The sequence below is a fragment of the Pseudomonas sp. CJQ_9 genome (assembly GCF_043106615.1).
In the GTDB taxonomy this organism is placed as follows: domain Bacteria; phylum Pseudomonadota; class Gammaproteobacteria; order Pseudomonadales; family Pseudomonadaceae; genus Aquipseudomonas; species Aquipseudomonas juntendi.
Genome location: NZ_JBICMS010000038.1, coordinates 53,103 through 68,154, shown reverse-complemented (window position 1 = coordinate 68,154; position 15,052 = coordinate 53,103). Strand labels below are relative to the sequence as shown.

At 62.4% G+C, this 15,052-nt stretch carries 15 protein-coding genes; 6 read left to right on the top strand and 9 right to left on the bottom strand.

Annotated features, from left to right (window positions below):
- Positions 1-99: 99 nt before the first annotated feature.
- Complete coding sequence (rnt, locus tag ACF8SD_RS07055; protein ID WP_259369752.1) at positions 100-711, bottom strand: ribonuclease T; 612 nt, start codon at positions 709-711, stop codon at positions 100-102.
- A gap of 59 nt (positions 712-770) precedes the next feature.
- Positions 771-1,817 (bottom strand): dihydroorotase, encoded by a 1,047-nt coding sequence (gene pyrC / locus ACF8SD_RS07050; protein ID WP_392483878.1) that lies wholly within the window; start codon positions 1,815-1,817, stop codon positions 771-773.
- Positions 1,818-1,947: 130 nt separating this feature from the next.
- Between pyrC and ACF8SD_RS07045 the strand changes: the two genes are divergently transcribed.
- Positions 1,948-2,883: an OmpA family protein gene (locus tag ACF8SD_RS07045; RefSeq protein WP_173890847.1), complete on the top strand. Its 936-nt coding sequence runs from the start codon at positions 1,948-1,950 to the stop codon at positions 2,881-2,883.
- A 171-nt stretch (positions 2,884-3,054) separates the two neighbouring features.
- Positions 3,055-4,272 (top strand): argininosuccinate synthase, encoded by a 1,218-nt coding sequence (locus ACF8SD_RS07040; RefSeq protein ID WP_029886602.1) that lies wholly within the window; start codon positions 3,055-3,057, stop codon positions 4,270-4,272.
- Between the two features lie 239 nt (positions 4,273-4,511).
- Here the strand turns inward: ACF8SD_RS07040 and ACF8SD_RS07035 are convergent, their stop codons facing one another.
- Positions 4,512-4,985 carry a hypothetical protein gene (locus ACF8SD_RS07035; RefSeq protein ID WP_173890846.1) on the bottom strand — a complete coding sequence of 158 codons (474 nt, stop codon included), beginning with the start codon at positions 4,983-4,985 and terminating at the stop codon, positions 4,512-4,514.
- Between the two features lie 362 nt (positions 4,986-5,347).
- Between ACF8SD_RS07035 and ACF8SD_RS07030 the strand changes: the two genes are divergently transcribed.
- The gene (locus tag ACF8SD_RS07030; protein ID WP_009684566.1) at positions 5,348-5,971 is read left to right on the top strand and encodes a response regulator transcription factor; all 624 of its coding nucleotides are present in this window, start codon (positions 5,348-5,350) and stop codon (positions 5,969-5,971) included.
- Positions 5,972-6,017: 46 nt separating this feature from the next.
- On the opposite strand, the gene ACF8SD_RS07025 is transcribed toward ACF8SD_RS07030, so the two are convergent.
- From ACF8SD_RS07025 to metG, 3 genes are all read right to left on the bottom strand, one after another.
- On the bottom strand, positions 6,018-6,194 hold the full coding sequence (locus tag ACF8SD_RS07025) for a PA3496 family putative envelope integrity protein (RefSeq protein ID WP_173890845.1): 177 nt from the start codon (positions 6,192-6,194) through the stop codon (positions 6,018-6,020).
- A 104-nt stretch (positions 6,195-6,298) separates the two neighbouring features.
- On the bottom strand, positions 6,299-6,937 hold the full coding sequence (gene nth / locus ACF8SD_RS07020) for an endonuclease III (protein ID WP_173890844.1): 639 nt from the start codon (positions 6,935-6,937) through the stop codon (positions 6,299-6,301).
- A gap of 93 nt (positions 6,938-7,030) precedes the next feature.
- Complete coding sequence (gene metG / locus ACF8SD_RS07015; RefSeq protein WP_392483877.1) at positions 7,031-9,070, bottom strand: methionine--tRNA ligase; 2,040 nt, start codon at positions 9,068-9,070, stop codon at positions 7,031-7,033.
- Positions 9,071-9,227: 157 nt separating this feature from the next.
- On the opposite strand from metG, the gene apbC reads away from it, so the two are divergent.
- Positions 9,228-10,322, top strand: coding sequence for an iron-sulfur cluster carrier protein ApbC (gene apbC, locus ACF8SD_RS07010; RefSeq protein WP_392483876.1), 1,095 nt, complete (start codon positions 9,228-9,230; stop codon positions 10,320-10,322).
- A 182-nt stretch (positions 10,323-10,504) separates the two neighbouring features.
- Here apbC and ACF8SD_RS07005 read toward each other — a convergent pair whose 3' ends face one another.
- Complete coding sequence (locus ACF8SD_RS07005) at positions 10,505-10,714, bottom strand: cold-shock protein (RefSeq protein ID WP_003254922.1); 210 nt, start codon at positions 10,712-10,714, stop codon at positions 10,505-10,507.
- 327 nt (positions 10,715-11,041) lie between these two features.
- Between ACF8SD_RS07005 and dcd the strand changes: the two genes are divergently transcribed.
- Positions 11,042-11,608 carry a dCTP deaminase gene (dcd, locus tag ACF8SD_RS07000; protein ID WP_009684571.1) on the top strand — a complete coding sequence of 189 codons (567 nt, stop codon included), beginning with the start codon at positions 11,042-11,044 and terminating at the stop codon, positions 11,606-11,608.
- 92 nt (positions 11,609-11,700) lie between these two features.
- Positions 11,701-11,928: a hypothetical protein gene (locus tag ACF8SD_RS06995; protein ID WP_392483875.1), complete on the top strand. Its 228-nt coding sequence runs from the start codon at positions 11,701-11,703 to the stop codon at positions 11,926-11,928.
- A 7-nt stretch (positions 11,929-11,935) separates the two neighbouring features.
- On the opposite strand, the gene pdeM is transcribed toward ACF8SD_RS06995, so the two are convergent.
- Positions 11,936-12,592, bottom strand: a complete 657-nt coding sequence (pdeM, locus tag ACF8SD_RS06990) for a ligase-associated DNA damage response endonuclease PdeM (RefSeq protein ID WP_392483874.1) — start codon at positions 12,590-12,592, stop codon at positions 11,936-11,938.
- The gene (locus ACF8SD_RS06985) at positions 12,589-15,036 is read right to left on the bottom strand and encodes a ligase-associated DNA damage response DEXH box helicase (protein WP_392483873.1); all 2,448 of its coding nucleotides are present in this window, start codon (positions 15,034-15,036) and stop codon (positions 12,589-12,591) included. Before ACF8SD_RS06985 ends, pdeM begins: the two co-directional genes overlap by 4 nt.
- Positions 15,037-15,052 lie beyond the last annotated feature (16 nt).

The window sequence follows — 15,052 nt, the reverse complement described above, 5'->3', positions numbered from 1 at the left end:
TACTCAACAGACAGGCATTAGCCTTGGTGGCCGGTTTTTTTGTGCCTGGGTGGTGGCTGCGCGCTGGTGTTGCGAAAGGGCCGCCAGGCGGCCCTCCGGTCAATCGTTGAAGTCGCGCCAGCCGCCCAGTTCTTTCCAGCGGTTGACGATGCCGCAGAACAGCTCCGCGGTTTTCTCGGTGTCGTACCGCGCCGAGTGCGCTTCACGCCCATCGAAGTCGATGTCGGCGCTTTGGCAAGCCCGCGCCAGTACGGTTTGGCCATAGGCCAGGCCGGCCAGGGTGGCCGTGTCGAAGCTGGAAAACGGGTGGAATGGGTTACGCTTCACGTCATTGCGCGCCACGGCCGCGTTGAGGAAGCCGAGGTCGAAGCTGCTGTTATGGCCGACCAGAATCGCCCGCTTGCAGCCATTGGCCTTGAGGGCCTTGCGCACACCGCGGAAAATATCGGTCAGCGCGGTTTCCTCGCTGACTGCCATGCGCAGCGGGTGGTCGAGCTTGATGCCGGTGAACTCCAGCGCGGCCGCCTCGATGTTTGCGCCTTCAAACGGTTCCACCCGGTGGAAGTACGTGTGCTCGGGGAACAGGAAGCCTTTCTCGTCCATGCCGATGGTCACTGCAGCAATTTCCAGCAAGGCATCGGTGGCGCTGTTGAAGCCGCCCGTTTCCACGTCCACTACAACCGGCAGGTAACCGCGGAAGCGCTCGGCCATTGGATGGCGCGGCCCGCTGTTGCCTTGGCTTTCCAGGTCGTCTTCGTAGAGGTCTTCGCTCACGCGTTTTCCTCCAGCAGGCGCCAGCGCAGTTTCTCGCCAGCGCGCAACGGAACCACGGTTTGCTCGCCGAATGGCAGGCTGTCCGGGGCAGTCCATTCTTCGCGGACCAGGGTGATGGTGTCGGTATTCGCCGGCAGGCCATAGAAAGCTGGGCCGTGCAGGCTGGCAAAACCTTCCAGCTTGTCCAGCGCGTTGCGTTGCTCGAACGCCTCGGCGTACAGCTCGATAGCCGCGTAGGCGGTGTAGCAGCCGGCGCAGCCGCAGGCCGCTTCCTTGGCGTGACGGGCGTGCGGGGCCGAGTCGGTACCGAGGAAGAACTTCGGGTTGCCGCTGGTGGCTGCATCCAGCAGTGCCACCTGGTGAGTGTTGCGCTTGAGGATCGGCAGGCAGTAGAAGTGTGGACGAATGCCACCGACCAGCATGTGGTTGCGGTTGTACAGCAGGTGTTGCGCGGTGATGGTCGCGCCAACATTGGCCGGTGCCTCTGTGACGAACTGCGCGGCATCGCTGGTGGTAATGTGTTCGAACACCACTTTCAAGGCCGGGAAGCGCTCGACCAGGCGGCGCATGTGCTCGTCGATGAAGCGCTTCTCGCGGTCGAACACGTCGATTTCGCTGCGGGTCACTTCGCCGTGCACCAGCAGCGGCATGCCGACCTCCGCCAATGCCTCGATGGCCGGGAAGATATTGTCGATACTGGTCACGCCCGAATCGGAATTGGTCGTGGCGCCCGCCGGGTACAGCTTGGCGGCATACACGATACCGCTGGCCTTGGCGGCACGCACATCTTCGGGGCTGGTACGGTCGGTGAGGTACAGGACCATCAGCGGCTCGAAGCGGCTGCCTGCCGGGCGGGCAGCGAGGATGCGTTCACGGTAGGCACCGGCCTCGGCGGCGTTGCGTACCGGCGGAACCAGGTTGGGCATGATGATGGCGCGGGCGAAAGTACGCGCCACATCGCCAACGGTGTGGGGCAGGACGGCACCATCACGCAGATGGATGTGCCAGTCGTCGGGGCGCAGGAGGGTCAGGCGATCGGACATTGGGGATTCCAGGCGGGTCGAACTCAAGCCCCAATGCTACCGGAAAACCCTGGGCCGAGCACGGCTATCAAGTTTTCCGGTCGGCGTCCGATAGCCTGCAGGTAAGCCGTTGAAATTTGTGGAGCCGCCCGTGCGCCAGCGTTACTTGACCCTGTTGACCCTGTTCGCCAGCCTGCCGGCTGCCGCGCTGACTTTCCAGACGCGCATGGAGAACATTGCCTGGAAGGTCGAGGGTGACCTGTTCGAGTGCCGGCTGATCCAGCCGATCGATGGCTTTGGCAGTGGTGAATTCGTACGCCGGGCGGGCGAGCAGGCAGTGTTCCAGCTGCGCTCGGCCAGCAACGTACTGGGTGCCGGCAATGCCAGCCTGCTGGCGGCCGCGGCGCCCTGGCAACCCGGTCGTGGTGATATCAACCTGGGTAGCGTGCGCATGGCCCGTACCGGCGTGTTGTTCAGTTCGTCGCAAGGCCAGGCCAGCCGCCTGATCAATGGCTTGCTCGACGGGCGCAGCACGGTGGTGCGCACGTACACCGGCGAAGCGGGCCGGCCCATGGAAGTGCGGGTACTGCCGGTGAGCTTTGCCAAGGCCTACAGCGACTACCAGGTGTGTGCCGCCAAGCTGCTGCCCATGAACTACGACCAGGTGCGCCAGACCCAGGTCGGTTTCCCGGGCGGGGGCATCGAACTGGATGACGCGGCCAAGGCCAGGCTGGATGTGATTCTCGAATACATGAAGGCCGACCCGTCGGTGAACCATGTCGAGCTCAACGGTCACTCCGACAACAGCGGTAACCGCCTGACCAACCGCGACCTGTCACGCCGCCGGGCGTTGGCGGTGGCGGACTATTTCAAGGCTCATGGTGTCAAGGATGAGCAGATCACCTTACGCTTCCACGGCGAGCGCTACCCGGTGGCCAAGAACAACACTGCAGCCAACCGGGCGCGGAATCGGCGAGTGAACATCGAGCTGGACCGGGTGTTGGTGCCTGAAAAGCCGGTGGAGAAGCCGGCGGAGCAAGCGCCGCCGGCTGCGGCTGCTGCTGCTGCGCCGCTTAGGCAACCCTGATGTCGGATGGCAGCGTGCACCAAAGAACCGCCATTTGCCTGCCGTATGACCGTCCGTCGCCCCTGTGAAAGTTCTTGTCGCTTTGTCGTCAGAAGCTGTCGCGCCACTGTAAATTTATCGTTAACGCCGTTAGAATCGGTCCTTTTCCGTACAACCCCGTGGAGTGATGGCATGGCGGACGTAAAAAAGGTCGTACTGGCGTATTCCGGCGGCCTTGATACTTCGGTGATTCTCAAGTGGCTGCAGGATACCTACAACTGCGAAGTGGTGACTTTCACCGCTGACCTCGGTCAGGGCGAAGAGGTCGAACCGGCCCGTGCCAAGGCCCAGGCAATGGGTGTTAAAGAGATCTACATCGACGACCTGCGCGAAGAGTTCGTGCGTGATTTCGTGTTCCCGATGTTCCGCGCCAACACCGTCTACGAAGGTGAGTACCTGCTGGGTACTTCCATCGCCCGTCCGCTGATCGCCAAGCGCCTCATCGAAATCGCCAACGAAACCGGTGCAGACGCCATTTCCCATGGCGCTACCGGCAAGGGTAACGACCAGGTGCGTTTCGAGCTGGGTGCCTACGCGCTCAAGCCTGGCGTAAAGGTTATCGCCCCATGGCGCGAGTGGGACCTGCTGTCGCGCGAGAAGCTGATGGACTACGCCGAAAAGCACGGTATCCCGATCGAGCGCCACGGCAAGAAGAAGTCGCCGTACTCGATGGACGCAAACCTGCTGCACATCTCCTACGAAGGCGGTGTCCTGGAAGACACCTGGACCGAGCACGAAGAGGACATGTGGCGCTGGAGTGTCTCGCCTGAGAACGCCCCGGACCAGGCCACTTATATCGAACTCACCTACCGCAACGGTGACATCGTTGCCATCGACGGCGTCGAGAAAACCCCGGCAACCGTTCTGGCCGACCTGAACCGTATCGGCGGTGCCAACGGCATCGGCCGCCTCGACATCGTCGAAAACCGCTATGTCGGTATGAAGTCGCGTGGCTGCTACGAGACGCCTGGCGGCACCATCATGCTCAAGGCTCACCGTGCCATCGAGTCGATCACCCTGGACCGTGAAGTCGCTCACCTCAAAGACGAGTTGATGCCCAAGTACGCCAGCCTGATCTACACCGGTTACTGGTGGAGCCCGGAGCGCGTGATGCTGCAGCAGATGATCGACGCCTCGCAGGTCAACGTGAACGGTGTGGTGCGGCTGAAGCTGTACAAAGGCAATGTCACCGTGGTTGGCCGTAAATCGGATGATTCGCTGTTCGACGCCAACATCGCCACCTTCGAAGAAGATGGCGGCGCCTACAACCAGGCCGACGCTGCTGGCTTCATCAAGCTCAACGCCTTGCGTATGCGCATTGCCGCCAACAAGGGCCGTTCGCTGCTCTGATCGCTGGCTCGTGCCATGAAAGAACCCGGCTGCGGCCTAATGCCGGTCAGTTAAGTGTTACCGGGGCTGCTTTGCAGCCCTTCGCGGGCACGCCCGCACCCACGAGTTTGGCGCTGAACTGCGCGATCCCCTGTGGGAGCGGGCGTGCCCGCGAAGGGTCGCTAAGCGGCCCCAAATTACTTAACTGACTGGCATTAGGCTGCGGCCGGGTTTTTTGTGCCTGCTCGAAATGAAGATACTCAACTGCATGGGTTCGTGGCCGCACTGCTCAGCGGGCTGATGGACAATTGCGCGCATTGGCCTTTATCCACATTGCAAAACCGCCAGGTGCGGGGCGGCGTTGGTGGTTGCGCGAGCGCTTGCAACAGCTGCTGTTCCATCAGGTGACAGGCATCCGGGCCAGAAAACATGAAGGTTACGGGCTCGCCTGGCAACCCCTCCTGCGGCATGGCAGCGAGGGCTTCACTGCTGGGCGGGGGCGCGCTGTCCGGTGCTGTTTTGTTGGGTGACGGGCTGTAGAACGACTTGTAGTTGAAGTTGAGCGTCAAGAAGAACAGCGCGGTAAGGAAGAAGGGGAAGCCCACCAGAAACCAGGTGTAAAGCTTCTGGCTGGACTCGCTGAGAAACGGCAATGTGGCCAGGGCGGAGGCTTCGATGATGCCGGCGAAGATGGCAATGATCGTCAGCGGGGCGACAGGTTGTGCTTGGGTCATGGTGGCTGCCTCCAGCGGTTTTGCCCATCTTTGCCTTACTGCGTCGGGCAACTAAAGACTGGACTACTTCCCGGTGCGCGCTCATCGACAAAGTCCCCCTGATCCTGTGCTTTATCCCAAGGTAGGGAAGTGCGCAGCCCCTGTCAGTCTACGCGCAAGTGCTAATGGTCGCCGTACAAACACTTGTATTCGGTAATAAGGAATTTGTTTGTTACAACCATAGTCACGATGTGTAGGAAGTTTCTGCAAGTGTTGTAGGTTTTGTCTGTGCATGAGTTTCGTCGGCAAATCGCCGCGCCATTCGTCGTTCTGTCAGTTATCTTGGCGTGCCAAAGCCACAACAGTGAATGAATGGATGTCGCATGAATAAAGTGCTTATCGTTGATGATCATCCGGTCATACGCCTTGCCGTGCGCATGCTGATGGAGCGGCATGGGTATGACGTCGTGGGGGAGACCGACAATGGGGTGGCTGCATTGCAGCTGACGCGGCAACACCTGCCGGATATCGTGGTGCTGGATATCGGTATACCGAAGCTCGATGGCCTGGAGGTGATTGCCCGCATGGCGAGCTTCAGCCCGGGCAGCAAGGTGCTGGTGCTGACGTCGCAGGCACCCGGCAATTTTTCGATGCGCTGCATGCAGGCGGGGGCGGCGGGTTATGTATGCAAGCAACAGGAGCTTACCGAGCTGTTGAGCGCAATCAAGGCGGTGCTCTCGGGCTACAGCTATTTCCCTAATCAGGCCCTGCATGCGGCCCGTGGCAGGGGCACGGGCAGCGAGGTGGACATGGTCAACCGCCTCTCGGCCCGGGAAATGACCGTGTTGCAACAGTTGGCGCGCGGGCGTTCTAACAAGGAAATTGCCGACAGCATGTACCTGAGTAACAAGACGGTCAGTACCTACAAGTCACGGCTGTTGCTCAAGCTCAATGCACGGTCGTTGGTAGACCTGATCGAGTTGGCACAACGGCAAGGGCTGAGCTGAGCACAGGCCATGAAGCCTCCCGGCTGGAGGCTTTGCCAAGGCGGGGCTACAGGTCGTAATCGAAATCGGCCAGTTGTTTCTGCAGGCGCCGTTCTTCGAGCATGTTGTCGATGGTGCGGCGCTTGCTGAGGTTGGTTTTTGCAGGTTCCACGGGGGGCTCCGCGTCATCGTCTGCGGCAACAAAATCATCTTCGATCGACAGGTCGTCTTTATCGGTGCTCATGAGTCGCTCCAAGCCAAGGGGCTGTTGGCCGACCTTATAACCAGAAAGCAGCCGCTGGTAAAAAAGATTTTTTCAATCGCGTGCAGTGGTTTTCAGCTATCCGCTCAATCGTCGGAAGTTTTGTGCTTGTACTCGCACAGGTCTTCGATCCTGCAGCTGCCGCACCTTGGCTTGCGTGCCTGGCACACATAGCGGCCATGGAGAATCAGCCAGTGGTGGGCGTCCAGCAGGTAGTCCCTGGGTACGAACTTGACCAGTTTCTTTTCCACTTCCAGCACAGTCTTGCCCGGCGCTATGCCCGTACGGTTGCTGACCCTGAAAATATGCGTATCGACGGCCATGGTCGGCTGGCGGAACGCCGTGTTCAGCACCACGTTCGCCGTTTTGCGGCCGACACCCGGCAGTGCCTCCAGCGCCTCACGGGTCTGGGGTACCTGGCTACCGTGACGCTCGATCAGTAAGCGGCAGGCTTCGATGACGTTTTTGGCCTTGCTGTTGTACAGCCCGATGGTCTTTATGTATTCGCTGAGGCCTTCGACGCCCAGGGCATAGATGGCCTCGGGGGTATTGGCGACGGGGAACAGGCGCGCAGTGGCCTTGTTGACGCCCACGTCGGTCGATTGCGCGGACAGTGTCACTGCCACCAGCAATTCAAATGGCGTGGTGTAGGCCAGCTCGGTTTTCGGGTCGGGGTTGTCTTCATGCAGCCTGCGAAAAATCTCCAGGCGTTTGGCGGCGTTCATGAATCAGAGCTTTCCTTGATGGCGCGCACAGGCCGGGATTGCCCCGGCCCGCCGCAGAAGCCAACGGGGCTGCCAGGCAGCCCCCACGGTCAATTACTTGATGCGCTGGCCTGGCTTGGCGCCGCTGTCCGGGCTCAGCAGGTAGATCTCTTCACCACCAGGGCCTGCCGCCATGACCATCCCCTCGGACACGCCAAAGCGCATTTTCCGCGGTTTCAGGTTGGCGACCATCATGGTCAGGCGGCCTTCAAGCTTGGACGGGTCCGGGTACGCCGACTTGATGCCGGAGAACACATTGCGGCGCTCATCCCCGATGTCCAAGGTCAGCTGCAGCAGCTTGTCAGCACCCGCCACGGCTTCGGCCTTGACGATCAACGCCACACGCAGGTCCACGGCGGCAAAAGTGTCGAACTCGATTTCTGCCGACAGCGGGTCCTTGGCCAGCTCGCCGTTGCCTGCCGGGGCCTTGGGTTCGGCGGCCAGCAGGTCTTCCTTGCTGGCGGCAACCATGGCTTCGACCTTGGCCAGCTCGATACGGCTCATCAGTGCCTTGAACGGGTTCAGCGTGTGGTTTTCCAGGCGCGACAGGTGGTCGTTCCAGGTCAGCGGGGCCACGTTGAGGAAGGCCTCGGCGTCGGCAGCCAGCAGCGGCAGTACCGGCTTGAGGAAAATGACCAGCTGGCGGAACAGGTTGATGCCCTGGGCGCAGATTGCCTGCACTTCGTCCTGCTTGCCCTCCTGCTTGGCCAGCGACCACGGCGCCTTGTCAGCGATCCAGGCATTGGCACGGTCGGCCAGCGCCATGATTTCGCGCATGGCGCGGCCGAAATCGCGGCCTTCGTAGGCCTCGGCAATGGACGGCGCGGCAGCCAGGAAGGCTTCGGTCAGTTCAGGCGCGGCATCACCGCTAACCATCACGCCCTGGTTACCCTTGTGGATGAAGCCGGCGCAGCGGCTGGCGATGTTGACCACCTTGCCAACCAGGTCAGAGTTGACCTTCTGCACGAAGTCATCCAGGTTCAGGTCGAGGTCGTCGACGCCGCGGCCCAGCTTGGCGGCGTAGTAATAGCGCAGGTACTCTGGCTGCAGGTGGTCGAGGTAGGTACGGGCCTTGATGAACGTACCCCGCGACTTCGACATCTTGGCACCGTTGACGGTCAGGTAGCCGTGCACATTGACGGCTGTCGGCTTGCGGAAGCCGGCGCCTTCGAGCATGGCTGGCCAGAACAGGGCGTGGAAGTTGACGATGTCCTTGCCGATGAAATGGTACAACTCGGCCTTGGAGCCCTCGCGCCAGAACGCATCGAAGTCTAGTTCCGGGCGGCGCGCGCAAAGGTTCTTGAAGCTGGCCATGTAGCCGATAGGCGCATCGAGCCAGACATAGAAGTATTTGCCCGGCTCACCCGGAATTTCGAAACCGAAGTACGGCGCGTCACGGGAGATGTCCCATTCCTGCAGGCCGGAGTCCAGCCATTCGGCCAGCTTGTTGGCGACCGCGTCCTGCAGCGTGCCGCTGCGGGTCCACTGTTGCAGCATGGCCTGGAAGTCGGGCAGCTTGAAGAAAAAGTGCTGAGAATCGCGCAGTACCGGGGTAGCCCCGGAAATGGCCGACTTGGGGTTCTTCAGTTCGGTCGGTGCGTAGGTGGCGCCGCATTTCTCGCAGTTGTCGCCGTACTGGTCTTCGGCCGCGCACTTCGGGCAGGTGCCCTTGATGAAGCGGTCAGCCAGGAACATGCCCTTTTCCGGGTCGAAGTACTGCGTCACCGAACGGGTGGCAATGTGCCCGGCCTCACGCAGGCGCGTGTAGATGAGGCTCGACAGCTCACGGTTTTCTTCGCTGTGGGTGGAGTGGAAGTTGTCGAATTCCACCAGGAAGTCAGCGAAGTCGCTGCTGTGTTCGGCCTGGACGTTGGCAATCAGCTGTTCCGGGGTGATGCCTTCCTTTTCCGCGCGCAGCATGATGGCCGAACCGTGGGCGTCATCGGCGCAGACGTAAATGCACTGGTTCCCGCGCAGCTTCTGGAAGCGTACCCACATATCCGTCTGGATGTACTCCAGCATATGGCCAAGGTGGATCGATCCATTGGCATAGGGCAGGGCGCTGGTGACGAGAATCTGACGTGGCTCGGACATGGTGGCTCGGCTACTTATCTGGCTCGGGGTAAAAATGAGGGTGATCGGCCACTATAAAGGGCTGGCGAAGATATTTCACCCCGCAAGCGCATCTGCTGATGATTGACGGGTTAGGATAGGCGCCTGTTTTACATTCAGTTTGCCAATGGGAGTCTCAATGAGTGCCGTCACCCGTGCCGCCATCGAAGGCGTGCTTCGCCAGTACACCGACCCCTACCTGAACCAGGATCCGGTCAGCGCCGGCTGCGTGCGCGCCATCGATATCCAGGGCGGGCACGTCAGCGTGCAGTTGCAGTTGGGCTATGCCGCCGGGCTGTTCAAGAACGGCTGGGCCCAGGTGCTGCAGACCGCCATCGGCAACCTCGAGGGCGTCAGCGGCGCCCAGGTGTCGATCGAGTGCGTGGTTGCCGCGCACAAGGCCCAGGCCCAGGTGCCAGCCATGGCCAACGTCAAGAACATCATCGCCGTGGCCTCGGGCAAGGGCGGCGTGGGCAAGTCGACCACTGCCGCCAACCTGGCCCTGGCGCTGGCCCGCGAAGGTGCCCGGGTGGGTATTCTGGATGCCGACATCTATGGCCCCAGCCAGGGCGTGATGTTCGGTATCGCCGAAGGCACCCGCCCGCAGATTCGCGAACAGAAGTGGTTTGTGCCGATCAAGGCGCATGGCGTGGAAGTGATGTCCATGGCGTTCCTGACCGACGACAACACGCCGATGGTCTGGCGTGGCCCGATGGTCTCGGGTGCGCTGCTGCAGTTGGTGACCCAGACCGCGTGGGACGACCTGGACTACTTGGTGATCGACATGCCACCGGGCACCGGTGACATCCAGCTGACGCTGGCCCAGAAGGTTCCGGTAGCCGGGTCGGTGATTGTCACCACGCCGCAAGATCTGGCCTTGCTCGATGCCCGCAAGGGCGTGGAAATGTTCCGTAAGGTCAACATTCCGGTATTGGGCGTGGTCGAGAACATGGCCGTGCACATCTGTTCCAACTGCGGCCACGCCGAGCACCTGTTCGGCGAAGGCGGTGGCGAGAAGCTGGCCAGCCAATATGGCGTCGATCTGCTGGCCTCGCTGCCACTGTCGATGGTCATCCGCGAGCAGGCCGACAACGGCAAGCCGACCGCCATTGCCGAGCCGGACAGCCAGATTGCCATGGTCTATCAGGAGCTGGCGCGCCAGGTAGGGGCGCGGATCGTGCTGCAGGAAGCTGCGGCGCCGGCGATGCCGAGCATCACCATCAGCGAAGATTGACCTGAGAACGAGCCGCCTGCTTTGCGGGCATGCCCGCTCCCACAAGGACTGCACAGCACTTGAAGCTGCGCGATCCCTGTGGGAGCGGGCGTGCCCGCGAAGAAGCCAGCGCCGAATTTCGACCAAGCATAAAAAAACCCGCCAGAAGGCGGGTTTTTTGAAAGCTAGGAAGCTAGATCGACTTAGGCGATCTGAACTTCTTCAGCCTGCATGCCTTTCTGGCCGCGGGTAGCGACGAAAGTAACAGCCTGGCCTTCTTTCAGGGTTTTGAAGCCGTCAGCTTGGATGGCTTTGAAGTGCACGAACAGGTCGTCGCCCGACTGAGGGGTGATGAAGCCGTAGCCTTTCTCATCGTTGAACCACTTAACAACACCGGATTGACGGTTGGACATTTTTCTGTCTCCTTGGACAATTTGATAACGGTCAGGAAACACCCTGACCGGGACTGAGCGCAAAGAGAGCAGAAAATTCAGCGATGGGCCGATCAGGATCGTGCATCAAACTAGAGATTCTCGGTGTCACGTGCAGCACAGTGGCGCCACCTTACCCCACTTTCCGCAACCTGCCAATGGTCTGAAGGCGGTTTAAGCAAATTCGGATCGACGGCGGCTGCAAGCCCCGCCCGGCGCGGGGTGAGGGATGGAACTTTAACCTGGGCGCCGGGACCGGTAAGATGCGCACCACGTTTTCCACCACGCAACTCTTCAGGACACCCCGCCATGAGCATCAAATCGGACAAGTGGATTCGCCGCATGGCGCAGGAACACGGCATGATCGAGCCGTTCGTCGAGCGCCAGGTGCGCGGCGAGCAGGACAGCCGTGTCATCTCTTTCGGTGTTTCCAGCTACGGCTACGACGTGCGCTGCGCCGACGAATTCAAGGTGTTCACCAACATCAACTCGGCGACCGTCGATCCGAAAAACTTCGACGCTGGCAGCTTCGTCGACATCAAGAGCGACGTGTGCATCATCCCGCCGAACTCGTTCGCCCTGGCGCGCACTGTCGAGTACTTCCGCATTCCGCGCGACGTGCTCACCATCTGCCTGGGCAAGAGCACCTACGCCCGTTGCGGCATCATCGTCAATGTCACCCCGCTGGAACCTGAGTGGGAAGGCCACGTGACCCTGGAATTCTCCAATACCACCACGCTGCCGGCAAAAATCTATGCCAACGAAGGCGTGGCGCAGATGCTGTTCCTGCAGTCCGACGAAGCGTGCGATGTGTCGTACAAGGACCGCGGCGGCAAGTACCAGGGCCAGCGCGGCGTGACCCTGCCGCGGACCTGAGCCGACGAGCGCGGGGAATTACCTGCGCTTTTGCCACTCCAACGAAGTACGCCGGTGCTCATGATGTGCATCGGTTTCGTCAGGAGCAGCCAATGAAACTCCATCCCGCAATCAGTGCCAAGCTGGCAGGTCTGCAGCCCAACCACATCGGGTTGTTGCCCTGGGCTTTGCTGGCGCATCCGTTGCCCATGCAGGCCGGGGGCGTGCCCCACCAGCCTGATCCCGATACGCCGCAGCCGGCGCAGCCAGGTGAATCGCCACCCATGGAACCGGGCGAGCCGACCTTGCCTGACGAGCCGCCCCCAGGGCCTGTGGCGTGATGCGCTGCTAAAGCGGCCAGACCCGGCCGGCGCCAGCCAGGTAGACCTGGCTGGTGGGCAGTGGGGCAATTTCCCAGCCGCCGGTGAACTCGCCGAATGCGGGCAGCAGGCTTACCTGTTCGTCGATCAGAAAGCACGGCAGGCGCAGGCGTTGCCTGGCCCTGCCACGCAGGATGAATACTGGGTGCACGTGGCCGGCCAGCACCGGCCGTTGCGGGTGAGCATGCGGTTCGTGCTGCAGGGCGAAAGGGCCCAGCAGCCAAGGTTCATCCAGCACTGTGATGCCCAGCGTTTCTGGAGGATCGCCGGCGTTGTGATCGTGGTTGCCGCGTATCAGCACGATTTTCAGGCCAGGATGGCGGTCACGCCATGCCTGCAGGCGAGCCAGCGTGGCAGGTGCCCGCGCGCTGCGCGCGTGCAGGAAGTCGCCGAGTACGACCAGCTGTTCGCAGTCGTAGTGCGCCAGCAGGTCATCCAGCCGCGCCAGGGTCGCCTCGGTGGTGCCACGCGGCACCGGTTGGTGCAACGCGCGGTAACTGGCGGCTTTGCCGATATGCACGTCGGCCACCAGCAATGCACGCTGCGCCGGCCAGTAGATGGCCTTGTCCGGGAGCAGCCAGAGCTCCTGGCCGTAATGTTCGATGGCCTGATACTGTTGAGTCATTCCTTGTTCGCCGCCTGTTCCAGTTCTGCCACCATTCGCGCAATACGGTCCGCCAGCTTCTCGGTGCTCAACGTCTCGCGCATGCCCTCCACCAGCAAGGCGAACGCCAACGGCCCCGGCCGTTTCAAGGCCCGCAGGTCCAACTGCAAGCCGGCCATCTTCAACAGTTGGCGATGCAGGCGGTCAATTTCCAGTTCCTCGCTCAGCACCTCGTCACGGGCCTGGCCGAGCAGCAGGTTGCCTGCATCATGTTTGCGAAACACCTCGTAGAACAGGCCACTGGAGGCTTGAATCTGCCGCATGCTTTTCTGCGCCGCCGGATAGCCGCCAAACACCAGCCCGGCAATCTGGGCAATTTCCCTGAAGCGGCGTAGCGCCATTTCACCCGCGTTGAGGCTGGCCAGCACATCCTCCAGCAGCTGCTCGGTGCCCAGCGCCTGCGGCAAGTGTGTCGCCCAGTCCACGTGGGCAGGGCTGAGCAGCTCGAAGCCATAGTCATTCACGGCAATCGATACCGACAGGGGTTGCTGGCGGCTCACCCGCCAGGCAATCAGGTTGGCCAGGCCCAGGTTGGCCATGCGCCCGGCGAAGGGGTACAGGAACAGATGCCAGCCCTGGCGCGACTTGAAGGTCTCCGCGAGCAGGGTGGCCGTGGTGGGCAGAGCCGACCACTGGGCTTGCAGTGCCAGCAGCGGGCGCACGGCGCGCATTTCCGGGCCGGTAAAACGTTCGTGGGCGGCAGCGTCGAGCTGTTCGACCAGCGCATCGGCCAGCTCGCTCGACAAGGGCATGCGCCCGCCGTTCCAGCGTGCTATTGCAGCCTTGCGCGCGGTGCTGCGGCGTACGTAGGCGGTCATGTTTTCCACCCGCACCAGTTCCAGTACCCGCCCGGCGAATACCAGCGTATCGCCGGGCCGCAGGCGGGCGATGAAGGCCTCTTCGACACTGCCCAGCGTCTTGCCGCCGCCGCCCTTGCTCCAGTACTTGAGCTGCAGGCTGGCGTCGCTGACGATGGTGCCGATGCCCATGCGATGGCGCCGCGCCAGGCGCTCGCTGGCCACTCGATAAATGCCGTCGGCATGGCGCTCGACCCGCTGATAGTCGGGGTAGGCCGTCAGTGAACTGCCGCCGTGGCAGACAAAGTCCAGGGCCCACTGCCACTGGCTGTCGCGCAAGCCGGCGAACGCCCAGGTGCTGCGCACTTCGGCCAGCAACTCGTCGGCGCGAAAGCCACTGCCCAGGGCCATGCTGACCAAGTGCTGCACCAGTACGTCCATGCACAGCCGGGGGGAGAAACGCGCCTCGATGTGCCCGGCTTCCAGTGCCTGGCGAGCCGCTGCTGCCTCGACCAGCTCCAAGCTGTGGGTGGGCACAAGGGTTATTCGTGAGCGCCGCCCGGGGGCATGGCCCGAGCGGCCGGCCCTTTGCATCAGGCGTGCGATGCCCTTGGCCGAGCCGATTTGCAGCACCCGCTCCACGGGCAGAAAGTCTACCCCCAGGTCCAGGCTGGAGGTGCAGATCACCGCTTTCAGGCTACCCTGCTTGAGGCTGCGTTCGACCCAGTCGCGGGTTTCCCGGGCCAGCGAGGCATGGTGCAAGGCGATAAGGCCGGCCCAGTCGGGGCGGCTTTCAAGCAGGGCCTGGTACCAGAGCTCGGCCTGGGCCCGGGTATTGGTGAATACCAGGCAGCTGGCGCTGGCGTCGACCTCGCGGCTGACCTGGTCGAGCATTTTCAGGCCCATGTGCCCGGCCCAGGGAAACCGTTCAATGGCCCCGGGCAGCAGGGTATCGACCTGCAGTGCTTTGTCTTGCCGGCCTTGCACCAACAGGCCGCCCTCGGGCAGCAGCACATCCCGTGCATGTTGCAGGTTGCCCAAGGTGGCAGACAAACCCCAGGTCGGCAGGCCTGAGTGCCAGCGGCGCAGGCGCGCCAAGGCCAGCTGCAGCTGTACGCCGCGTTTGTTACCCAGCAACTCGTGCCATTCGTCGACCACGATCAAGCGCAGCGTGGCGAAATCGGCTTCGGCCTGGGCACGCGTCAGTAACAGGGTCAGGCTTTCCGGGGTGGTGACCAGCACGCTGGGCAGGCGCCGCGCCTGCCGGGCGCGCTCGGCACTGCTGGTGTCGCCGCTGCGTACGCCGACACTCCACGGCAAACCCAGCTCATCGAGGGGCGCTTGCAGGGCGCGCGCAGTGTCGGCGGCCAGGGCACGCATGGGCGTGATCCATATCACCTGCAGGGGGGCTGCCTGGCGCCCCTGTGCCTGGGCCTTGAATGCGCGCAGTGCCGCCAGCCACACCGCGTAGGTTTTGCCGGCACCGGTGCTGGCGTGCAGCAGGCCAGACTCGCCGCGCTCTACCGCCGCCCAGACCCGGCGCTGGAACGCGAACGGTTTCCAGCCACGTTTGCTGAACCAGGCGTTGGCGAGGTCGGTGGTCGGCATGGGGCGTAGGGTCCTT

Coding starts and splice junctions, on each gene's coding strand:
- pdeM (WP_392483874.1), bottom strand. CDS start 12,592: ATGACTCAACAGTATCAGGCCATCGAACATTACGGCCAGGAGCTCTGG.
- ACF8SD_RS07040 (WP_029886602.1), top strand. CDS start 3,055: ATGGCGGACGTAAAAAAGGTCGTACTGGCGTATTCCGGCGGCCTTGAT.
- apbC (WP_392483876.1), top strand. CDS start 9,228: ATGAGTGCCGTCACCCGTGCCGCCATCGAAGGCGTGCTTCGCCAGTAC.
- pyrC (WP_392483878.1), bottom strand. CDS start 1,817: ATGTCCGATCGCCTGACCCTCCTGCGCCCCGACGACTGGCACATCCAT.
- nth (WP_173890844.1), bottom strand. CDS start 6,937: ATGAACGCCGCCAAACGCCTGGAGATTTTTCGCAGGCTGCATGAAGAC.
- metG (WP_392483877.1), bottom strand. CDS start 9,070: ATGTCCGAGCCACGTCAGATTCTCGTCACCAGCGCCCTGCCCTATGCC.
- ACF8SD_RS06995 (WP_392483875.1), top strand. CDS start 11,701: ATGAAACTCCATCCCGCAATCAGTGCCAAGCTGGCAGGTCTGCAGCCC.
- dcd (WP_009684571.1), top strand. CDS start 11,042: ATGAGCATCAAATCGGACAAGTGGATTCGCCGCATGGCGCAGGAACAC.
- rnt (WP_259369752.1), bottom strand. CDS start 711: ATGGCCGAGCGCTTCCGCGGTTACCTGCCGGTTGTAGTGGACGTGGAA.
- ACF8SD_RS07035 (WP_173890846.1), bottom strand. CDS start 4,985: ATGACCCAAGCACAACCTGTCGCCCCGCTGACGATCATTGCCATCTTC.
- ACF8SD_RS06985 (WP_392483873.1), bottom strand. CDS start 15,036: ATGCCGACCACCGACCTCGCCAACGCCTGGTTCAGCAAACGTGGCTGG.
- ACF8SD_RS07030 (WP_009684566.1), top strand. CDS start 5,348: ATGAATAAAGTGCTTATCGTTGATGATCATCCGGTCATACGCCTTGCC.
- ACF8SD_RS07025 (WP_173890845.1), bottom strand. CDS start 6,194: ATGAGCACCGATAAAGACGACCTGTCGATCGAAGATGATTTTGTTGCC.
- ACF8SD_RS07005 (WP_003254922.1), bottom strand. CDS start 10,714: ATGTCCAACCGTCAATCCGGTGTTGTTAAGTGGTTCAACGATGAGAAA.